Origin of the sequence: Oryzisolibacter sp. LB2S, from assembly GCF_040732315.1 — a bacterium.
GTDB lineage: Bacteria > Pseudomonadota > Gammaproteobacteria > Burkholderiales > Burkholderiaceae_C > Alicycliphilus > Alicycliphilus soli.
In genome coordinates this window covers 422,243-439,935 of the sequence record NZ_CP160388.1, presented here as the reverse complement: position 1 = coordinate 439,935, position 17,693 = coordinate 422,243, and the positions used below count along the sequence as shown (strand labels likewise).

Here is a 17,693-nt window from a genome sequence, read left to right as displayed (position 1 = left end):
TGCCTTCCTCACCGTGCACAGGAGAATGCATACAGCTCAAACGGCAAGTGGCCTAGCGCTCAGCCTTCTGCAACACCTCACGTGAGAAATCTACGACGGAACCATCGAAAGGTTGATTGTTGGCGGCGAGCAGCTTCTCGCGGATGGATGGCTCTCTCAATGCGTGCGCCACGCCGTCATGTACGCGTTCGACCAAAGACTCGGGTGTATGTGGTGGAGCAAACAGGCCGAACAAGGAGTCCAGATTTGCCTGTGCGTATCCCAGCTCCGCAAACGTTGGCACCTGCGGCAACACGGGCAAACGCTGCGGAGCACCCACAGCCAGCGCCCTGAGTTTTCTCCTGTGCAGCGCTTCAAGCTGGCGCGACGCCACGTTCGTAGACAAGAGTTCAAAGTGCCCGCCCAGCGCATCCGTAATCTGTTGCCCTCCCCCTTTGTAAGGCACATGAACGAATCGTATTCCCGTGGCACTGGCAATGCGTTGCAACACCGAGTGACCCGTCGTCCCCGTCCCTGTCGTTGCCCAGCGCAGACCTCCGGGGACCTGTCGTGCCTCGACCAACATCTCCGCAAAGGTGCTTGCCTTCAGCGCTGGTGTGCCTACCAGCAACATAGGCGTGCGCATCACTCCAGCCACGGGTACGACGCTCAGCCGCGGCGTATCGTTCCAAGCCTCGTCCAGCAATGCCACAGCAGTCACCGCGGCAAAAGCCAGGGTGTGCCCATCGGGCGCACTGCGTAACAGCGAACGCAAGGCAAGGGTGCCACTGGCTCCGGGCCTGTTCTCCACACGAACTTGCACCCCCCATGTGGCAGACAATTGTTCCGCCAGTACCCGGGCCATCATGTCGCTCACACCACCGGGCGGGTAAGCCACCAGCAGCCTGACGGCCTGACAAGGCCAGGCCTGCTGCGCCACTGCACGCGGCACAACCTCCGATGACCAATAGACAGAAAGGCAGATGGCCCGAAGCAAGCCACGACGCGACAGCATTGCGTGGTCCGTTTACATGCTGAGTTTCAACACGCCCTCTGAACGTGTCGCTGCGCAAGCTCACGCGCCAAGGCGACAAACCCGCCTATCGGGCCCGCGCAATCGTTCCGCCGATACGCAAGGGTAAGCGGTGCGCTTAAGCGCACCGAGGGCTCAAACACGCGATACACAACGGCATGTGGATGCATCCCGCGCACGGACTCCGGTACGATAGACAGCCCCACGCCAGCAGCCACCAGGTTCACATTGGTCATCATCCGCTCCACCTCGGCGGCAAGTTCCACATGCACTGCGTGTTGCGCACAAAGAGCCAGCAGGTTGGCGTAGAGCCCCGGCGCGCCGGGCCGACGGACCAGCACCAAGCGCTCACCGTGCAGTTCTTTGAGAGCAACCGGCCGCGAGCGCGCTCGCGCCAACCTGTGGTCCTTGGGAATTGCCAGCACCGCGTCTTCGTCAAGCAGAGGCTCAAAGACCACTCCTTCTGGCTGTGACACAGGCAAGCGCAAAAAACCGCAATGCAGTTGGCCTCCGGCCAGCGCCTCGGTGATTTCTGCGGCATTGTTTTCACGCACGTTCAGTGCGATGCCGGGGTAGCGCCGACGACATAAACGCAGCACCTCGGGAGTGAACGCATGGGCCGCCGCCGAACTCGTGAAGCCCACTTCGATGCGCCCATGCTCACCACGCACGAATGCCTGCATGCGACCGGTCATGGACTCGAAATCATTCATCAGTCGCATGGCTTCGGCACGCAGCTGACAACCCGCATGCGTGAGGTCCACACCCTTGGCATGTCGAACAAAAAGTTCTGTGCCCAGCTCTGCTTCCAGCGCGCGAATCTGATGTGACAGCGGAGGCTGCTGTATTCCCAGGTGCTCGGCGGCCCGGGTTATGTGCCCTGCCTCTGCCACGGCAAGGAAATAGCGAAGATGGCGCAATTCCATATGAACAACGTATTCAACTCATACATTAAAAATCTTTGAAATATTAAACAAGTCCTCCCAGAATCACCAGCAGGCGCTAACAACAGCCCTAGCACAACACCCCCACCCAAGGAGACATCCATGCATCGTTCATTGCGCCTCGGCGGCGCCACTCTTCTCGTTCTTTCGGGCGTTGCCGGCTGTGGTGGCGGCTCAGTGACGCTCAGCGGACCAGCCAGCTCCATTGAAAAGGCACCTCAAGCCACGACCTGCCCCACTGCAGTTCCAGCCACGGCCTCATGCCTGTCGGGAGTTGACTCTAAGGGCGCGTACTACCTGATTGCCAAGCCAGCCAACTGGAACGGCACTCTGGTTCTGCATGCACATGGAGGCCCTTCGTTGAGTGCGCCTACCATCGAACGAGCCGAAGAGGATCTGACGCGCTGGGCCATCATGGTCAAGGCAGGTTACGCCTGGGCCGGATCCACGTTCCGCCAGGGAGGGGTTGAGGCCCGTGCGGCGGCTGAGGATACCGAGCGCCTACGCGGAATCTTCCGCTCGCATGTGGGCAAGCCCGAGCGCACCATCTTGCATGGCCAATCGTGGGGCGCGGCTGTGGCCGTCAAGGCTGCGGAAACCTTCACCCAGGAAACAGTAGGCGAGCAGCCGTATGACGGCGTGCTACTGTCCAGTGGCGTGCTCGGTGGCGGTACGCGCTCATACGATTTCCGGACCGACCTGCGCGTTGTGTATCAATACCTATGCGGGAACCACCCACGCCCCAGCGAGCCTCAGTACGCTCTCAACCTGGGCTTGCCCGCAGGCACAAGCATGAAACAGGCAGATATCGCCAGCCGTGCCAACGAATGCCTAGCGCTCAATAAACCTGCATCACAACGTACGGCAGAGCAGCAGGCAAAAGTGCAAACACTGGTGAACGTGATACGGATTCCGGAAAGTCAAATCCTGTCGCATCTGAACTGGGGAACGCTGCACTTTCAGGACATATCCAGCAAGCGCACCGGTGGCGTCAGTCCATTTGGCAATGAAGGGGCCATCTACACGGGTTCGTCTGATGATGTCGCACTCAATGCAGGCGTGCTGCGCTACCGAGCCGACCCCACGGCCTATCGCAAGCTCGCCGACGACATGGATCCAACCGGCAAGATTCCCGTGCCCGTGCTCACGGTCAAATGGATCAGCGATCCGACCGCATTCGTAGAACTGGACGCATACTTTCGCTCGTTGATGCAGCGAGGCGGCAGCGCAGGGCGATTGGTACAAACGTTCACCAACGAGGGCACGCACAGCTACATCAGCGACCCCACCTATCCAACGCTTATGAAGGCGTTATTGCACTGGGTTGCAACCGGCACCAAACCAACTCCGGCTGAGATTGCATCCGCCTGTATCGAGTTCGAGGCGCAGTTCGGCGCTGGCTGCAGCTTCAGTCCATCCTACACACCTGCAGCATTGGAAACACGCGTGGCCGCACGCCAACGACCGGAATGAGTTCAACGCCTTCAACCAAGCTGTCGCCCCGCCTCTCCTGCACAACTTCCTCAGCTAGTCTCATGAAAATTGCTTTCAACATTTCCTTGGCCACCGCCGCCATCCTGGCCGCGTTCTGCGCATCGGCCCAGACCTTCCCGGCCGCAGGCAAGTCCGTCACCATCGTCGTGCCGTTCTCGGCCGGTGGCCCCACCGACCGCGTGGCACGTGACCTGGCCGAGGCCCTGCGCAAGCCCCTGGGCGGCGCCACCGTCGTCATCGACAACGCCGCCGGCGCCGGCAGCACCATCGGCGTGGCCAAGGTCGCGCGCGCCCAGCCCGATGGCTACACCCTGCTGCTGACGCACATCGGCATGGCCACCATCCCCTCGCTGTACCGCAAGCTGTCGTTCAACGTGCTGAACGACTTCGAGTACCTGGGCATCGTCAACGATGTGCCCATGACCATCATCTCGCGCCCGACCCTGGAGGCGAAGAACTTCAAGGAGCTGTCGGCCTGGATCTCCCAGAACAAGGAGAAGGTCAACCTGGGCCATTCGGGCCTGGGCTCGGCCGGCCATCTGTGCGGCCTGATGTTCCAGAGCGCGCTGCAGTCGCACATGACGCCCGTGGCCTACAAGGGCGCTGCGCCGGCCATCACCGACCTGATCGGCGGCCAGATCGACCTGATGTGCGACCAGACGACCAACACCACGTCGCAGATCGAGGGCAAGAAGGTCAAGGCCTTTGCCGTCACCACCGCCCAGCGCCTGACCATGCCCGCGCTCAAGGATCTGCCGACGCTGCAGGAGAGCGGCCTCAAGGACTTCAGCGTCTCGGTCTGGCATGGCCTGTACGCGCCCAAGGGGACGCCCGTAGCGGTGCTCACGCGCATCAACGAGGCCCTGCAGGTGGCCGTCAAGGACCCCGATTTCATCAAGAAGCAGGAAGGCCTGGGCGCCGTCGTCGTGGCCGACAAGCGCGTACTGCCGGCCGAACACAAGAAGTTCGTGCAGTCCGAGATCGACAAGTGGGGCGCCGTGATCAAGGCCGCCAACGCCTACGCAGACTGATCTCCCGCAGGCGCAACGCCCCGAGCCCGGTGCCCAGGCACCGGGCTTTTTTTCATCTCATGATGCAGCGCCGGTTGCAGACCTTGGGCGGTGCAGCCGGCGCCAGCGGGCAGCGGCAGGCGTCACCAGACCACGTCGTGGCCTTCGGCGGCGCTGCGGCGCAGCATGTCGATGAAGGGCGCGGCGCGCCGGCGCAGGCTCACGGTGTCGTGCTGCGGCGCGGCATCGTCCTCGGGCGTCTCCTGGTCGTCGTCGGCCTGCGGGCCGCGCGCGGCATCGTCGGCGCGCACGGCGGCCTCGAGTGCGGCAATGGCTGCAGGTATCTGCGCCGCGGTCACGATGCCGTGGGCGTCGGGCGTCTTGCCGATGATCTCCAGCAGCTGGCGCCCGTTGGGCTCGAGCATGATGAGATCGGCGGTGGCGCGGGATTTGAACTTGTAGAGCATGGTTGTGGTTCCGGAATCAAGGCGTCAGGGCGCAGGCCCCGAGGCCCCGTCGTTGTACATGTAGCTGCGGTTGAAAGCATAGTCCGACTGTGCGCCCCGCAGCGGCCCATGCTCCACATCGCCCGTGGGGCGCACGGCCAGCATCTGATGCAGCGCAATCCAGCCATGCTCGAAGGCCAGCGCACAGCCTGCCAGATACAGGCGGTAGGCGCGCAGGGCCTTCTCGCCGCGCTCGGCCCCATGCTGCTCGACGAGGATGCGGCGCGCGTCGTCCAGCTGCGCCTCCAGCGCATCCGACCAGGCCCAGAGCGTGCGCGCGTAGTGCGGGCGCAGGTTTTCCGTGTCCACCATCTCCAGCCCGGCACGCGCCATCTCCTGCAGCGCGCGGCTCACGTGCATGAGCTCCCCGCCGGGGAAGATGTAGCGCGCTATGAAGTCGCCCATGCCCGCGCCCAGGCCCGCGGCATTGTCCAGCCCGCCGGCCGTGATGCCATGGTTCATGAACAGGCCACCGGGGCGCAGCAACCGGAGCACGGTTGCGAAGTATTGCCCCATCTGCGCATGGCCGACATGCTCGAACATGCCCACCGAGGCAATCTTGTCGAAGGGCCGCTCGACCTGCAGCGCGCGGTAGTCGAGCAGCTGCATGCGCACCCGACCGCCCAGGCCGCGCTCCTCGATGAGCCGCTGCACATGGGCATGCTGGTGGCGCGACAGCGTGATGCCGGTGGCGTCCACGCCGTAATGCTCTGCGGCCCACAGCAGCAGGCCGCCCCAGCCCGCGCCAATGTCCAGAAAGCGCTCGCCGGGGCGCAGCATGAGCTTGCGGCAGATATGGTCGAGCTTGGCCTCCTGGGCCTGGGCCAGCGTCATGTCGGCGCTGCGGAAATAGGCGCAGGAATAGACGCGCCGCGGATCGAGCCACAGCGCGTAGAAGTCGTCGGACAGGTCGTAGTGGCTCTCGATATGCTGGGCGTCGCGCCCGCGCGTGTGCTGTGCGCGCGAGCGCGCACGCAGCAGCACACGCCGCCACCAGTTCACCTGCTCGTCGCGCGCCGGGTCATGGTGCAGCAGGGCCGCGGCCGCCGCCATGAGCGGGCGCATGCCGCCCTGCAGCTCGACGCGGCCCTCGACGATGGCCGCGCCCACATTGCCGATCTCGCCCATGGCCAGGGCCACGAGGGCCATGCGGTCGTGCAGCTGCAGGCACAGATCCGCCTGGGCCGGGCCCACGCGCCGGCCTCCCGGCAGCACCACGGCCAGGCCGACCGGCAGGCGGGCCAGCCGGGTCTCCAACGATCCCAGTAAATGCTTCATGGCATTGCCCTTCCTGTCCGGAAACCACGAGGACTGAGGCCCACCCATGCATGCGCCAGCCCGGGAGGACAAGACCCAGGAACAAGCCAAATCAGGCAACAGCCCCCGTAAATACGGCGCAAACAGCTACGTTATTTATAGTAACAACGGGCATCGCCGGCCGTTGTTCCCGCGCCCGGCTGCCCCATGGCTATCTTGGTCATCACGAATATGGCCTAATAGCGGGTTTTCACCGCTTTTTCATCGCAGGAGCCATCATGGGCAACAAAATCGTTACCGAAGCAGATCGCAAGCGCAGTCCCCGTCCCACCCCCATGCCCGGCATGCCCGTGGCCACGCACGGCCGCGGCCAGCGCGTGAGCCTGGAGCGTGGCTCGCACAAGCGTAGCAAGAAGAACCCCGGCAAGCGCCACGGCTGATTCTTCCCCGACGCCAGCACCGCGAACAGCCCTCCACGGAGGGCTGTTGTCATTGGGGTGGCACAAACGCGGCGCGTGCCGCCTCGGCCGCGGCGCGCGCGCTGCAGCCCTCGATATGGTCGTTGACCAGGCCCATGGCCTGCATGAAGGCGTACATGGTCGTGGGCCCGACAAAGCTGAAGCCGCGCTTCTTCAAGTCCTTGGACAGCGCGACCGACGCCGCGCTGGTCGTGAGCGCACGCACGGCCGTCGCCGTCATGCGCGCGGGCCGGTCCCGCGCGGCCAGCGGCGCATGGCGCCAGACATAGGCGGCGAGCGAGCCGAACTCGGCGCGCAGCTCCAGCACACGGCGCGCGTTGTTGATGGCCGACTCGATCTTGCCGCGGTGGCGCACGATGGCCGCATTGCCCATCAGGCGCTCGACCTCGGCCGGGCCGAAGCGCGCCAGGTCGTCGGCCTCGAAGTTGGCCATCGCGGCGCGAAAGGCCTCGCGCTTGTTGAGGATGGTGATCCAGGACAGGCCCGCCTGAAAGCCCTCGAGGCAGAGCTTTTCGAACAGCCGGCGCTCGTCCGTCACGGGAAAGCCCCATTCATGGTCGTGGTACGCGCGGTAGAGGGGCGACGCGCGGCACCAGAAGCAGCGCGCATGGCCGACCTCGTCCGTGAACAGGCCTTCGGTGTCGAGGGGATTGCTGGCGTCGGGCATGGCGGCATTGTGAGGCCATGGCGCTTGTTATGCTGGGCCGATGCCACGCTCGATCCGTACTGACATCCTGCTTCACCCCCTGCTGCTAGCCGCCGCGCTGCTGCTTGCCGGCTGCGCGCAGCCGGGCTATTACTGGCAGTCGCTGCGCGGGCATCTGGCCATCCTGCAGGCGGCGCGCCCGGTGCAGGACTGGACCGGCGAGCCGGGCACCCCCGAGCCGCTGCGCGCGCGCCTGGCGCTGGCGCAGAAGGCGCGCGACTTCGCCGTGAGCGAGCTCGCCCTGCCCGACAACGCCAGCTACCGCCGCTACGCGCGCCTGGAGCGCAAGGCCGCCGTATGGAACGTGGTGGCGGCCGGGCCCTATTCGCTCGAGCTCTACCGCTGGTGCTTTCCGATCGCGGGCTGCATCGGCTACCGCGGCTACTTCGACGAGGCCGAGGCGCGCGCCGAGGGCCGGCGCCTGGCCGCCACGGGCCTGGAGGTGAGCGTCTACGGCGTGCCCGCCTACTCGACGCTGGGCTACAGCAACTGGCTCGGCGGCGACCCGCTGCTGTCGACCTTCATCGCCTGGCCCGAGGGCGACTTCGTGCGCCTGCTGTTTCACGAGCTCGCGCACCAGCAGGTCTATGCCGCGGGCGACACGGCCTTCAACGAGTCCTACGCCACGGCCGTGGAGCGCCTGGGCGTGCGCCGCTGGCTCAACGTGCACGGCACGCCCGCGGCGCGCGCGCAGTTCGAGGCCAGCGAGCGCCACCGCGCGCAGTTTCGCGCCCTCACGCAGGCCACGCGTGCGCGGCTGGCACAGATTTATGCATCAAATATGGCCACAGCGCCGGACCAACAAGCGAAAGCAGCTATGAAATCAGAAGCAATGCAGCGCTTTCGCGACGCCTACGCCGCGCTGCGCACGCGCTGGCTGGCCGAGCACATGCCGCCCTCAAGGCTCGCGGCCCTGGACCTGTGGGTGCGCGAGGCCAACAACGCCAGCTTTGCCGCCCAGGGCGCCTATGACGATCTGGTGCCGGCCTTTGTGGCCCTGTTCGAGCGCGAGGGCCGCGACTGGCCGCGTTTTCATGCGGCCGTGCGCGCGCTGGCCGAACAGGCGCAGTCCGAGCGCGCGGCCGCGCTGCAGGCGCTGCTGCCCGCGCCCGCGGCGGGCAGCAGCGGGTAAAGAATCAGCCGCGCAGGGATTCGATCAGGTCGATGTACTGCTGCTTGGCCGCATCGGAGGCCGTGCCCTTGAGCTTCTCCCAGGCGTCCCACTTGGCGCGGCCCACGATGTCGGAGAAGCTGGGCTTTTTCTCGGCGTTGTCGCCCTCGGTGGCCTGCTTGTACAGCGAATAGATCTTGAGCAGCGTCGGATTGTCGGGCCGCTCGCTCAGCAGCTTGGAATTGGCGACGGCGGCCTCGAAGGCGGCGTTGAGGTCGGACATGTGGGTCTCCCTGTGATGAAAACCCACAGTGTAGCCAATACGCGAACGGTCGTTCTTTTTTATGCCGTCACGCCGTGGGCGCCGCGAGCCACTGGCGCGCCAGCTCCACCCAGTAGGTGCCGCCCAGCGGAATCAGCGCGTCGTTGAAGTCATAGCTCGGGTTGTGCAGCGTGCAGGGGCCGCCGCCATGGCCCATGTCGCGGTGGTCGCCGTCGCCGTTGGCGATGAACACATAGGCGCCGGGCTTGGCCTGGAGCATGAAGGAAAAATCCTCGGCGCCGCCCGTGGGCTCCTGCGCCAGCACCTTCTCCTCGCCCACGATGCCGACCATGACGCGGCGCGCGAACTCCGCCTCGGCCTCGGTGTTGATCGTGGGCGGGTAGTTGCGCACAAACTCGAACTCGCAGCGCGCCTCGAAGGCCGCGCAGGTGTGCTCGGCCACCTGGCGCATGCGCCGCTCGATCATGTCCAGCAGTTCGATGGAGAAGGTGCGCACCGTGCCCTGCAGCACGCAGAAGTCGGGCACGACGTTGGTGGCCTCGCCGGCCTGGATCATGGTGACCGAGATCACGCCGGCCTCGATGGGCTTCTTGTTGCGGCTGATGATGGTCTGGAAGGCCTGCACCATCTGGCAGGCCACGGGCACGGGGTCTATGCCCAGGTGCGGCATGGCGCCGTGGCTGCCCTTGCCATGGATGGTGATCTTGAACTCGTTGGAGGAGGCCATCACCGGCCCCGGGCTCACGGCAAAGCTGCCCGCGGCCATGCCGGGCCAGTTGTGCATGCCGAACACGGCCTGCATGGGGAACTTCTCGAACAGGCCGTCCTTGATCATCTCGCGCGCGCCGCCGCCGCCCTCCTCGGCCGGCTGGAAGATCAGGTACACCGTGCCGTCGAAGTCGCGGTGCTGGGCGAAATACTGCGCCGCGGCCAGCAGCATGGCCGTGTGGCCGTCATGGCCGCAGGCGTGCATCTTGCCCGCGTGCTTGCTGGCATGGGCGAAGGTGTTGAACTCCTGCATGGGCAGAGCATCGATGTCGGCACGCAGGCCCACGGCGCGGCCGCAGGCGCCGCCGTCGCGGCCATGGACGATGCCGACCACGCCCGTGGTGCCCAGGCCGCGGTGGATGGGAATGCCCCATTCGGTGAGCTTGGCGGCAATCACGTCGGCCGTGCGCTCTTCCTTGAAGCACAGCTCGGGGTGGGCATGGATGTCGCGGCGCACGGTGGCGATGGCGGGGGCGGCGGCTGCAATGGCGTCCAGTATTTTCATGATCGACTCGGAGCTTGTTGGCTTGGAACCGAGCAGTCTAGCTGTCGTTTCCCAAGAGGTTGTTCACCCGAGGTGAAGGAAGATGGCGGTTCTCACGCCAACCAGCTTTCTTCAGGACTCCCCGGATGAACATCCACAAGAATGCCTCATTGACGCCCAAAGGGCGAGCACACTTGATGCAAGAGATCGATCGCATTGGCCTGATGCCGGCGGCCGCGGCCGCCGGCATCAGCACGCACACGGCCCGCAAGTGGCTACGTCGCTACGCGGCCGAGGGCGCTGCCGGTCTGATCGATCGTAGCTCGCGGCCCCGGCGCAGCCCCCGACGCAGCCTGGCGAGCAAGCTCGAGCGTGCCGTGGCGCTGCGACGAATCCAGCGATTGACCTATGAGCGCATTGCCGAGCGCGTGGGCTTGTCGCGCAGCACGGTGGCGCGTGCCTGCAAGGCTGCCGGCGTTACCCATCTGCCTGCCCTGCAGCAGGCGGTGCCTGTGCGGCGCTACGAGCGCGCAGCGCCTGGTGAGCTGCTGCATCTGGACACCAAGAAACTCGCTCGTTTCGACAGACCGGGGCACCGCGTCACGGGTGACCGCACCCAGAACACGCCACATGCGGGCTGGCAAGCGCTGCATGTGGCCATCGACGATCACTCGCGTGTGGGCTTCAGCCTGGTGCTGGCCGATGAGACGGCCAAGAGTGCGTGCACCTTCGTGCTGGCGGCGCTGCGCTACTACAAGAGCCTGGGCGTGAAGATCGAGCAGGTGATGACGGACAACGGCTCGGCCTACAACTCGCGCCGCTTTGCCAAACTGCTGCGCCGCCTGGGCATCCGGCATATCCGCACCCGCCCGTACACGCCACGCACCAACGGCAAGGCTGAGCGCTTCATCCAGACTCTGCTGCGCGAATGGGCCTATGCGTTCGTCTATCCCAGCTCAGAGCTGCGCGCCCGTGAGTTGGCTCCTTGGATGTACCACTACAACTTCAACCGGCCACACTCTGCTACTTCCGGCAAACCGCCCATCACACGCCTCGGCTTCGATGGAAACAACGTGGTGAGAAACTACATCTAGCCCCGCGCGGCAGGCCTGCCAAACCGGGCCAAGAAACCCCGCGCCCAGCCCGAGCAGGGCATCGTGGTGCAATATCCGACCGCCCCACCACCTTCCCCACCATCCCTCCCCGCGACCATGCCCACCACCACCGTCCGCGGCGCGTGCCCGCACGATTGCCCCGACACCTGCGCGCTCATCACCACGGTGGAGAACGGCCGCGCCCTGCGCGTGCAGGGCAACCCCGATCACCCGCACACGGGCGGCGTGCTCTGCGCCAAGGTCTCGCGCTATGCCGAGCGCACGCACCACCCGGAGCGCATCCTCACGCCCCTGAAGCGCACCGGCCCCAAGGGCAGCGGCCGGTTTGCGCCCGTGTCCTGGGACGAGGCGCTGACCGACATCGCCCAGCGCCTGGGCACCATCGCCGCACGCGACCCCGAGGCCATATTGCCCTACAGCTACGCCGGCACCATGGGCCTGGTGCAGGGCGAGAGCATGGACAGGCGCTTCTTCCACCGCCTGGGCGCCTCGCTGCTGCACCGCAGCATCTGCTCCACGGCGGGCGGCGAGGCCCTGGTGCACACGCTGGGCGCCAAGATCGGCATGCGGGTGGAATTCTTTGCCGAGTCCAGGCTGATCCTGATCTGGGGCAGCAACTCCATCGGCAGCAATCTGCATTTCTGGCGCATCGCCCAGCAGGCCAAGCGCAGCGGCGCGCGCCTGGTGTGCATAGACCCGCGCAGGAGCGAGACCGCCGAGAAATGCCACGAGCATCTGCAGCTGCGCCCCGGCACCGACGCCGCCCTGGCCCTGGCGCTGATGCACGAGCTGATCGCCCACGACTGGCTGGACCATGACTACATCGCGCGCCACACCCTGGGCTGGGAGCAGCTGCGCGCACGCGCCCTCGAGTGGCCGCCCGAGCGCGCGGCCGCGGTCTGCGGGTTGGACGTGGAGCAGATCCGCCGCCTGGCGCGCGACTGGGGCACGACGCAGCCCGCCGCCATACGCCTGAACTACGGCGTGCAGCGCGTGCATGGCGGCGGCAATGCGGTGCGCGCCGTGGCCTGCCTGCCCGCGCTCACGGGCGCCTGGCGCCATCGCGCGGGCGGCCTGCTGCTGTCGAGCTCGGGCGCCTTCCCGGTGGACCGCGCGGCCCTGCAGCGCCCGGACCTGCTCGCCGGCCGCCGCCCGCGCACCATCAACATGGTGACGATTGGCGACGACCTGCTGCGCGAGGCCTCGCCCGACTTCGGCCCCAGGATCGAGGCCCTGGTGGTCTACAACAGCAACCCCGTGGCCGTGGCGCCCGACTCGCCCCAGGTGGTGCAGGGCTTTGCGCGGGACGACCTGTTCACCGTGGTGCTCGAGCATTTCCAGACCGACACCGCGGACTGGGCGGACTACATACTGCCCGCCACCACCCAGCTCGAGCATTGGGACGTGCACCTGGCCTACGGCCACACCGACGTGCTGCTCAACCGCCCGGCGATTGCGCCCCAGGGCCTCGCGCGCAGCAACGCGCAGATCTTTCGCGACCTCGCGGCGCACATGGGCTTTGACGAGCCCTGCTTTGCCGACAGCGACGAGCGGCTCTGCCGCCAGGCCTATGGCAGCCAGGTGGACTTTGCACTGTTGCTGGACCAGGGCTTTGCGCCCCTGGCCCTGCCCGAGGCGCCATTTGCCGAGGGCGGCTTTCCCACGCCGTCCGGGCGCTGCGAGTTCTTCAGCCAGCGCCTGGCCGACCAGGGCCTGGACCCGCTGCCCGGCCATGTGCCCAACCACGAGGTGGCCGAGGGCTCGGCCGACTACCCGCTGGCCATGATCTCGCCGCCGGCGCGCAGCTTCCTCAATTCGAGCTTCGTGAACCTGCAAAGCCTGCGCGACATCGAGGGCCGGCCGCTGCTGGAGATGCACCCCGCAGACGCCCACGCGCGCGGCATTGCCGACGGCGCCCTGGTGCGCGTGTTCAACGCACGCGGCAGCTACGAATGCCACGCCGCACTCAACGGCCGCGCGCGCCCCGGTGTGGTCAACGGCCTGGGCGTGTGGTGGCGCAAGCTGGGCCACAACGGCAGCAACGTCAACGAGCTCACGAGCCAGGCGCTGACGGACCTGGGCGCGGGGCCGACGTTTTACGACTGCCGCGTGCAGGTGGAAGCCGTTTAGCTATTCATTCGATAGCTGTTGGCGCTTGCACCACAATGGAAAATCGGCATTTCCCCGTCATTCCCGCGAACGCGGGAATCCATGGCCCGGCGCTACCACCGCCGTGCAGAGCGCGTGGATCCCCGCCTTCGCGGGGATGACGTTGCCGGGCGCGCCGGGATGTCCGCCTGCCAGCGCGCCAGCCAAGTGGAATCGCGGCTCAGCGCGGCGCCGCGATGCCCTGTTCGATGGCGCCAAACAGGCTCTGCCCATCCAGGCCCTTCATTTCGATGCGTATGGTGTCGCCGTACTGCATGTATTCCGTGCTCGGCTGGCCGTTCTCTATGGCCTCTATGCAGCGCTTCTCGGCGATGCAGCTGTAGCCCCGGGTCCAGTCCTTGTTGCTCACCGTGCCGCTGCCGACGATGGAGCCGGCGCGCACGTTGCGCGTGCGGGCGATGTGGGCGATAAGCTGGCCGAAGTGGAACGTCATCTCGGGCCCGGCCTCGCACATGCCGACCCTGCGGCCGTTCCAGGTGGACTGCAGCGTCAGGTGCACGCGCCCGCCCTTCCAGGCCGCGCCGAGCTCGTCGGGCGTCACGGCCACGGGGCTGAAGGCCGTGGCGGGCTTGGACTGGAAGAAGCCGAAGCCCTTGGCGAGCTCGGCCGGAATCAGGTTGCGCAGGCTCACGTCGTTGGCCAGCATCAGGAGGCGCACGCCGTCGAGCGCCTGATCGGCGCTCGCGCCCATCTTCACGTCGCCCGTGATGACGGCGATCTCGGCCTCGAAGTCTATGCCCATGGCCTCGCTGGGCACGACGATGTCGTCACAGGGGCCGAGGAAGTCGTCGCTGCCGCCCTGGTAAATCAGCGGGTCGGTGTAGAAACTCTCCGGCACCTCGGCGCCGCGCGCGCGGCGCACCAGCTCCACATGGTTGAGGTAGGCCGATCCGTCGGCCCACTGGTAGGCGCGCGGCAGCGGCGCCATGCATTGCTGCGCGTCGAACGCGAACGCATGGCGCGCGCGCCCGGCGTTGAGCTGGTCGTACAGGTCCTGCAGCTGCGGCGCCATGAAGTTCCAGTCATCCAGCACCTGCTGCAGGCGGCTGGCAATGCCGGTCGCATAATGCGCCTGCCCCAGGTCGCGCGAGACGACCACCAGTTGGCCGTCGCGCGACCCGTCCTTGTACGTTGCCAGCTTCATCGGGCATGCCCTCCATGCGGGGTTGGTTTCCTATCCAAAAATTCTATGCCGCGCCATGTCCTGCTTCTGCTCGCCGCCCTGGTGCTGGGCCTGCATGGGCTGATCCTGGTGGGCCTGCCGCTGGGCGACCAGGATCGTGGCAGGGCGCAGACCTTGGCATTTCACACGCGCATGGTGGAGCCACCACCACCCGCACCCGCGCCGGAGCCGGCACCCGAGGTCACGGCCAGGCCCGCCCCCCCGCCACGGCCGGCGCGCAAGTCGCGGCCCAGGCCCCGCCCTGCCCCGCCGCCCGAGGCCCCCAAGCCACAGCCCGAGCCGCAGCCCGAGCCGCAGCCACTGCCACCCGCACCTGCGGCGATGGCGGGTGACGCATCCCCGCCCGAGCCGACGGACACGACTGCCGACACCGCCGAGCCTTCACCGGATGTGGCCGCCCCCGACGCGGCCACAGCGCAGGCCGATGCCACCACGCCGGAGCCTGCCCCCGAACCCGCCACCGCAGCCCCTGCAGCGCCCGAGGCCGCCGCGCCACCACCGGCCGATGCGCCGCCGAGCGAGAGCGCGGGCGTGGAGATACGCCCGCCCGGCGCGGCCGGCGCCGTGGCCGACACCACGCCCCCGCCCGTGCGCCTGCCGCCGTCGACACGCCTGACCTTCGACGCCACCGGCGAGGTCAAGCGCTTTCACTACAGCGCCGGCGCCGAGCTGGTGTGGCGCCAGGAGGGCGAGCGCTACGAGGCGCGCCAGCAGATCAAGGCCTTTCTGCTCGGCTCGCGCTCGCAGACCAGCGTGGGGCAGATCACGCCCCAGGGGCTCAGGCCCGAGCGCTTCGGCGACAAGGCGCGCAGCGAGCGCGCAGCGCATTTCGACTTCGACCGGCACGAGGTCATCTTCAGCGCCAACACCCCGCGCGCCACCATTGGCGAGGGCGCGCAGGACAGGCTCAGCGTCTTCATCCAGCTCGGCGCCATGCTCGCGGCCGCGCCCGAGCGCTACCCCGTCGGCACGCAGATCACGCTGACCACCGTGGGCCCGCGCCGCGCCGACCGCTGGACCTTCACCGTGGATGGCCCCGAAACCCTGGAGCTGCCCGCGGGCAGCACGCCCGCGCTCAAGCTGCAGCGCGTGCCGCGCGCGGATCAGCATTACGAGCAGAAGGCCGAGCTGTGGCTGGGCACGCAGCTCGGCTATCTGCCGGTGCGCATCCGTCTGAGCCAGGCCAACGGCGACTTCGTCGACCTGCAGCTGTCCGGCCACGAGCCCCCGTGACCCATCACCTGTCCCGCGAGGGCCGCGCGCGGCTCAGTACATGTGCTGGCCGCCATTCATTGCCAGGTTGCTGCCCGTCATGAAGCCCGCCTCCTCGCTGGTGATGAACGCCACCAGCGCGGCGACCTCCTCGGGCCGGCCCAGGCGGCCCACGGGGATGGTGTCGATGATCTTCTGGCGCACCTCGGGCGGCACCGCCATCACCATCTCGGTGGCCAGGTAGCCGGGCGAGACCGTGTTCACGGTCACGCCCTTGCGCGCCACCTCCTGCGCCAGGGCCTTGGTGAAGCCATGGACCCCGGCCTTCGCGGCCGAATAGTTCGTCTGCCCGAACTGGCCCTTGGTCCCGTTGACCGACGAGATGTTGACGATGCGCCCCCAGCCACGCTCCGTCATCGGGTCGATGAACGGCTTGGTGACGTTGAACAGGGAGTCGAGATTGGTGCGCAGCACGGCGTCCCAGCCCGCCTTGTCGAGCTTGCGCAGCGTGGCGTCGCGGGTGATGCCGGCGTTGTTGACCAGTATGTCGACCTGATGGCCGTCGCCATGGACGCGCCGCGCCAGGTCCTGCGCCGAGTCGTAGTCGGACACATCGACGGCGTAGGCGGCAAACTGGTAGCCCTGCGCGGCCTGCGCCTGCAGCCACTGGGCCATTGCGGTGTTGCCCGGCGTGTGTGTGACGAGCACGCGGTGGCCGCCGTCGTGCAGGGCGCGTGCAATGGCGGCGCCCAGCCCGCGGCCGCCACCCGTGACCAGGGCCGTGCGTTGGGGATTCGTCATGACCGGCCTCCTTGCTTCTTGCCATCATCCTGGGGGCCGGCAGCCAGCCCCGCCCAGGGCTGCATCCACTGCTGGTAGATGCGTGCAGCGGAGGCCGGGTCGCCGCTCGCGCCGAAGGCCTCGGACACGGACTGCTGCCAGGCCAGCAGCGCCTCGCGCAGGCCGTCGGCAAAGGCGGCCTGGGTCTTTGCCGCCGCCTCGCCAAGTTCGCGGCCATCGCCGACCTGACCCTGGCACATGCGCCAGAACAGCTCGGCCGGCAAGGTCGCAAGCGCCTGCCAGTCGGCGGCCTGCTGCAGGCCCTGGATACGCATGCCGCTCTCGAGCACGCGGCTCGTGTTGATCTGCTGCATGGCATCGAGCCAGTGGCGGCCGCTCTCCTGCAGCAGGCGGTTGATCTGCAGCTGCAACTCGGCATTGGCCTTGTAGAGCTGGAGGGGCAGTTCATTGTTCATGGAAACACTCCTCGGTCAGGTTGCGCCCCGCAGGGCGGGTGCGGGCCGCTCGGACGACCGGCCCGTTCGATCCGCGGTCGCTGGCCCCATGCCGCGGGTGGAATGCCTGCCCATCGTGACACAGAACGCGGGTTGGTTGTCAAGTTCCAATTCCGCTCGCGCACGCAGTTCTGCGATTCATGGAATACTGGCCTCGGTGGCGCCGTCCTTGGCGGGGGGCTTGAACTTCCGCCCCGCGCTGCCATCTGAGCGGCATACCGACAGGGGGAACCACGCCATGCACATGCTCTACGACTCCGACTCCTTTGTGGTGGTCCACATGCTGCCGGACGCCGGCCGCAGCGGCACGGACGCCGACACCCCCCAACCACCCCAGCTGGCGCGCCACGGCTTCGAGATCGTGGACAAGCGCTCTGGCAAGGAGGTGTACCTGGACGGCTCCTGGGCCGAGATGTTCCAGCAGCAGATCCTGGCCTGGCAGCGCGAGACGCCCACGCAGGAGGAGGTCGAGGACACGCTCGACAGTTACACGGGATTGGCGCAGAATCCTGTCGTAGTGCATTGAGTTTCAGGGGCCTTGGCCCCTTAGCGGCCCGCCGCCGGCAGGCCGCCGCCCCGCCAAGGGGCACAGCGCGCCGTGGCTCCCCGCCACGGCGCCTTCGTTTTGGGGGACACATGATGCGGCCATGCGCGCACCGCATGAT

Annotated in this window: 18 protein-coding genes; 8 read left to right on the top strand and 10 right to left on the bottom strand. The window is 67.2% G+C overall.

What is annotated here, in order from left to right; all coding sequences use genetic code 11:
* Positions 1-52: 52 nt before the first annotated feature.
* Entirely contained in the window at positions 53-994 is a 942-nt protein-coding gene (locus tag ABUE11_RS02105) for a tripartite tricarboxylate transporter substrate binding protein (protein WP_367067391.1), read from the bottom strand.
* 26 nt (positions 995-1,020) lie between these two features.
* The gene (locus tag ABUE11_RS02100; RefSeq protein WP_367067390.1) at positions 1,021-1,938 is read right to left on the bottom strand and encodes a LysR family transcriptional regulator; all 918 of its coding nucleotides are present in this window, start codon (positions 1,936-1,938) and stop codon (positions 1,021-1,023) included.
* 120 nt (positions 1,939-2,058) lie between these two features.
* Here ABUE11_RS02100 and ABUE11_RS02095 point away from each other — a divergent pair, with 120 nt between their 5' ends.
* Together ABUE11_RS02095 and ABUE11_RS02090 are read left to right on the top strand one after the other, a co-directional pair.
* A complete protein-coding gene (locus ABUE11_RS02095) occupies positions 2,059-3,429 on the top strand; it encodes a hypothetical protein (protein ID WP_367067389.1) in 1,371 nt (456 codons plus the stop codon).
* 62 nt (positions 3,430-3,491) lie between these two features.
* Positions 3,492-4,481 carry a tripartite tricarboxylate transporter substrate-binding protein gene (locus ABUE11_RS02090; protein ID WP_367067388.1) on the top strand — a complete coding sequence of 330 codons (990 nt, stop codon included), beginning with the start codon at positions 3,492-3,494 and terminating at the stop codon, positions 4,479-4,481.
* Positions 4,482-4,603: 122 nt separating this feature from the next.
* On the opposite strand, the gene ABUE11_RS02085 is transcribed toward ABUE11_RS02090, so the two are convergent.
* A complete protein-coding gene (locus tag ABUE11_RS02085) occupies positions 4,604-4,927 on the bottom strand; it encodes a DUF1840 domain-containing protein (RefSeq protein WP_367067387.1) in 324 nt (107 codons plus the stop codon).
* Between the two features lie 24 nt (positions 4,928-4,951).
* Positions 4,952-6,244, bottom strand: a complete 1,293-nt coding sequence (locus ABUE11_RS02080; RefSeq protein WP_367067386.1) for a class I SAM-dependent methyltransferase — start codon at positions 6,242-6,244, stop codon at positions 4,952-4,954.
* Positions 6,245-6,501: 257 nt separating this feature from the next.
* Between ABUE11_RS02080 and ABUE11_RS02075 the strand changes: the two genes are divergently transcribed.
* Complete coding sequence (locus ABUE11_RS02075) at positions 6,502-6,663, top strand: hypothetical protein (protein ID WP_367067385.1); 162 nt, start codon at positions 6,502-6,504, stop codon at positions 6,661-6,663.
* A gap of 49 nt (positions 6,664-6,712) precedes the next feature.
* Here ABUE11_RS02075 and ABUE11_RS02070 read toward each other — a convergent pair whose 3' ends face one another.
* Positions 6,713-7,369, bottom strand: a complete 657-nt coding sequence (locus tag ABUE11_RS02070) for a DNA-3-methyladenine glycosylase I (protein WP_367067383.1) — start codon at positions 7,367-7,369, stop codon at positions 6,713-6,715.
* Between the two features lie 40 nt (positions 7,370-7,409).
* On the opposite strand from ABUE11_RS02070, the gene ABUE11_RS02065 reads away from it, so the two are divergent.
* Positions 7,410-8,540, top strand: a complete 1,131-nt coding sequence (locus ABUE11_RS02065) for an aminopeptidase (protein ID WP_367067382.1) — start codon at positions 7,410-7,412, stop codon at positions 8,538-8,540.
* A 4-nt stretch (positions 8,541-8,544) separates the two neighbouring features.
* On the opposite strand, the gene ABUE11_RS02060 is transcribed toward ABUE11_RS02065, so the two are convergent.
* Together ABUE11_RS02060 and ABUE11_RS02055 are read right to left on the bottom strand one after the other, a co-directional pair.
* Positions 8,545-8,802: an acyl-CoA-binding protein gene (locus tag ABUE11_RS02060; protein ID WP_367067381.1), complete on the bottom strand. Its 258-nt coding sequence runs from the start codon at positions 8,800-8,802 to the stop codon at positions 8,545-8,547.
* A gap of 67 nt (positions 8,803-8,869) precedes the next feature.
* Complete coding sequence (locus ABUE11_RS02055) at positions 8,870-10,075, bottom strand: M20 aminoacylase family protein (protein ID WP_367067380.1); 1,206 nt, start codon at positions 10,073-10,075, stop codon at positions 8,870-8,872.
* A 125-nt stretch (positions 10,076-10,200) separates the two neighbouring features.
* Here ABUE11_RS02055 and ABUE11_RS02050 point away from each other — a divergent pair, with 125 nt between their 5' ends.
* Together ABUE11_RS02050 and ABUE11_RS02045 are read left to right on the top strand one after the other, a co-directional pair.
* Positions 10,201-11,148 (top strand): IS481 family transposase, encoded by a 948-nt coding sequence (locus ABUE11_RS02050; protein WP_367065231.1) that lies wholly within the window; start codon positions 10,201-10,203, stop codon positions 11,146-11,148.
* A gap of 117 nt (positions 11,149-11,265) precedes the next feature.
* The gene (locus ABUE11_RS02045; RefSeq protein ID WP_367067378.1) at positions 11,266-13,299 is read left to right on the top strand and encodes a molybdopterin oxidoreductase family protein; all 2,034 of its coding nucleotides are present in this window, start codon (positions 11,266-11,268) and stop codon (positions 13,297-13,299) included.
* Positions 13,300-13,498: 199 nt separating this feature from the next.
* On the opposite strand, the gene ABUE11_RS02040 is transcribed toward ABUE11_RS02045, so the two are convergent.
* Positions 13,499-14,482, bottom strand: coding sequence for a fumarylacetoacetate hydrolase family protein (locus ABUE11_RS02040; RefSeq protein ID WP_367067377.1), 984 nt, complete (start codon positions 14,480-14,482; stop codon positions 13,499-13,501).
* A gap of 45 nt (positions 14,483-14,527) precedes the next feature.
* Here ABUE11_RS02040 and ABUE11_RS02035 point away from each other — a divergent pair, with 45 nt between their 5' ends.
* A complete protein-coding gene (locus ABUE11_RS02035) occupies positions 14,528-15,754 on the top strand; it encodes a DUF3108 domain-containing protein (RefSeq protein WP_367067375.1) in 1,227 nt (408 codons plus the stop codon).
* 33 nt (positions 15,755-15,787) lie between these two features.
* Here the strand turns inward: ABUE11_RS02035 and phbB are convergent, their stop codons facing one another.
* Together phbB and ABUE11_RS02025 are read right to left on the bottom strand one after the other, a co-directional pair.
* Positions 15,788-16,534 (bottom strand): acetoacetyl-CoA reductase, encoded by a 747-nt coding sequence (gene phbB, locus ABUE11_RS02030; protein ID WP_367067373.1) that lies wholly within the window; start codon positions 16,532-16,534, stop codon positions 15,788-15,790.
* Positions 16,531-16,989 (bottom strand): phasin family protein, encoded by a 459-nt coding sequence (locus ABUE11_RS02025; RefSeq protein WP_367067371.1) that lies wholly within the window; start codon positions 16,987-16,989, stop codon positions 16,531-16,533. Before ABUE11_RS02025 ends, phbB begins: the two co-directional genes overlap by 4 nt.
* Positions 16,990-17,266: 277 nt before the next feature.
* On the opposite strand from ABUE11_RS02025, the gene ABUE11_RS02020 reads away from it, so the two are divergent.
* The gene (locus ABUE11_RS02020) at positions 17,267-17,554 is read left to right on the top strand and encodes a DUF3567 domain-containing protein (protein ID WP_367067369.1); all 288 of its coding nucleotides are present in this window, start codon (positions 17,267-17,269) and stop codon (positions 17,552-17,554) included.
* Positions 17,555-17,693 lie beyond the last annotated feature (139 nt).

Excerpts from the sequence above, each read along its gene's own strand:
- ABUE11_RS02105 (WP_367067391.1), bottom strand. The coding sequence starts at position 994 with ATGCTGTCGCGTCGTGGCTTGCTTCGGGCCATCTGCCTTTCTGTCTAT.
- ABUE11_RS02100 (WP_367067390.1), bottom strand. The coding sequence starts at position 1,938 with ATGGAATTGCGCCATCTTCGCTATTTCCTTGCCGTGGCAGAGGCAGGG.
- ABUE11_RS02095 (WP_367067389.1), top strand. The coding sequence starts at position 2,059 with ATGCATCGTTCATTGCGCCTCGGCGGCGCCACTCTTCTCGTTCTTTCG.
- ABUE11_RS02090 (WP_367067388.1), top strand. The coding sequence starts at position 3,492 with ATGAAAATTGCTTTCAACATTTCCTTGGCCACCGCCGCCATCCTGGCC.
- ABUE11_RS02085 (WP_367067387.1), bottom strand. The coding sequence starts at position 4,927 with ATGCTCTACAAGTTCAAATCCCGCGCCACCGCCGATCTCATCATGCTC.
- ABUE11_RS02080 (WP_367067386.1), bottom strand. The coding sequence starts at position 6,244 with ATGAAGCATTTACTGGGATCGTTGGAGACCCGGCTGGCCCGCCTGCCG.
- ABUE11_RS02075 (WP_367067385.1), top strand. The coding sequence starts at position 6,502 with ATGGGCAACAAAATCGTTACCGAAGCAGATCGCAAGCGCAGTCCCCGT.
- ABUE11_RS02070 (WP_367067383.1), bottom strand. The coding sequence starts at position 7,369 with ATGCCCGACGCCAGCAATCCCCTCGACACCGAAGGCCTGTTCACGGAC.
- ABUE11_RS02065 (WP_367067382.1), top strand. The coding sequence starts at position 7,410 with ATGCCACGCTCGATCCGTACTGACATCCTGCTTCACCCCCTGCTGCTA.
- ABUE11_RS02060 (WP_367067381.1), bottom strand. The coding sequence starts at position 8,802 with ATGTCCGACCTCAACGCCGCCTTCGAGGCCGCCGTCGCCAATTCCAAG.
- ABUE11_RS02055 (WP_367067380.1), bottom strand. The coding sequence starts at position 10,075 with ATGAAAATACTGGACGCCATTGCAGCCGCCGCCCCCGCCATCGCCACC.
- ABUE11_RS02050 (WP_367065231.1), top strand. The coding sequence starts at position 10,201 with ATGAACATCCACAAGAATGCCTCATTGACGCCCAAAGGGCGAGCACAC.
- ABUE11_RS02045 (WP_367067378.1), top strand. The coding sequence starts at position 11,266 with ATGCCCACCACCACCGTCCGCGGCGCGTGCCCGCACGATTGCCCCGAC.
- ABUE11_RS02040 (WP_367067377.1), bottom strand. The coding sequence starts at position 14,482 with ATGAAGCTGGCAACGTACAAGGACGGGTCGCGCGACGGCCAACTGGTG.
- ABUE11_RS02035 (WP_367067375.1), top strand. The coding sequence starts at position 14,528 with ATGCCGCGCCATGTCCTGCTTCTGCTCGCCGCCCTGGTGCTGGGCCTG.
- phbB (WP_367067373.1), bottom strand. The coding sequence starts at position 16,534 with ATGACGAATCCCCAACGCACGGCCCTGGTCACGGGTGGCGGCCGCGGG.
- ABUE11_RS02025 (WP_367067371.1), bottom strand. The coding sequence starts at position 16,989 with ATGAACAATGAACTGCCCCTCCAGCTCTACAAGGCCAATGCCGAGTTG.
- ABUE11_RS02020 (WP_367067369.1), top strand. The coding sequence starts at position 17,267 with ATGCACATGCTCTACGACTCCGACTCCTTTGTGGTGGTCCACATGCTG.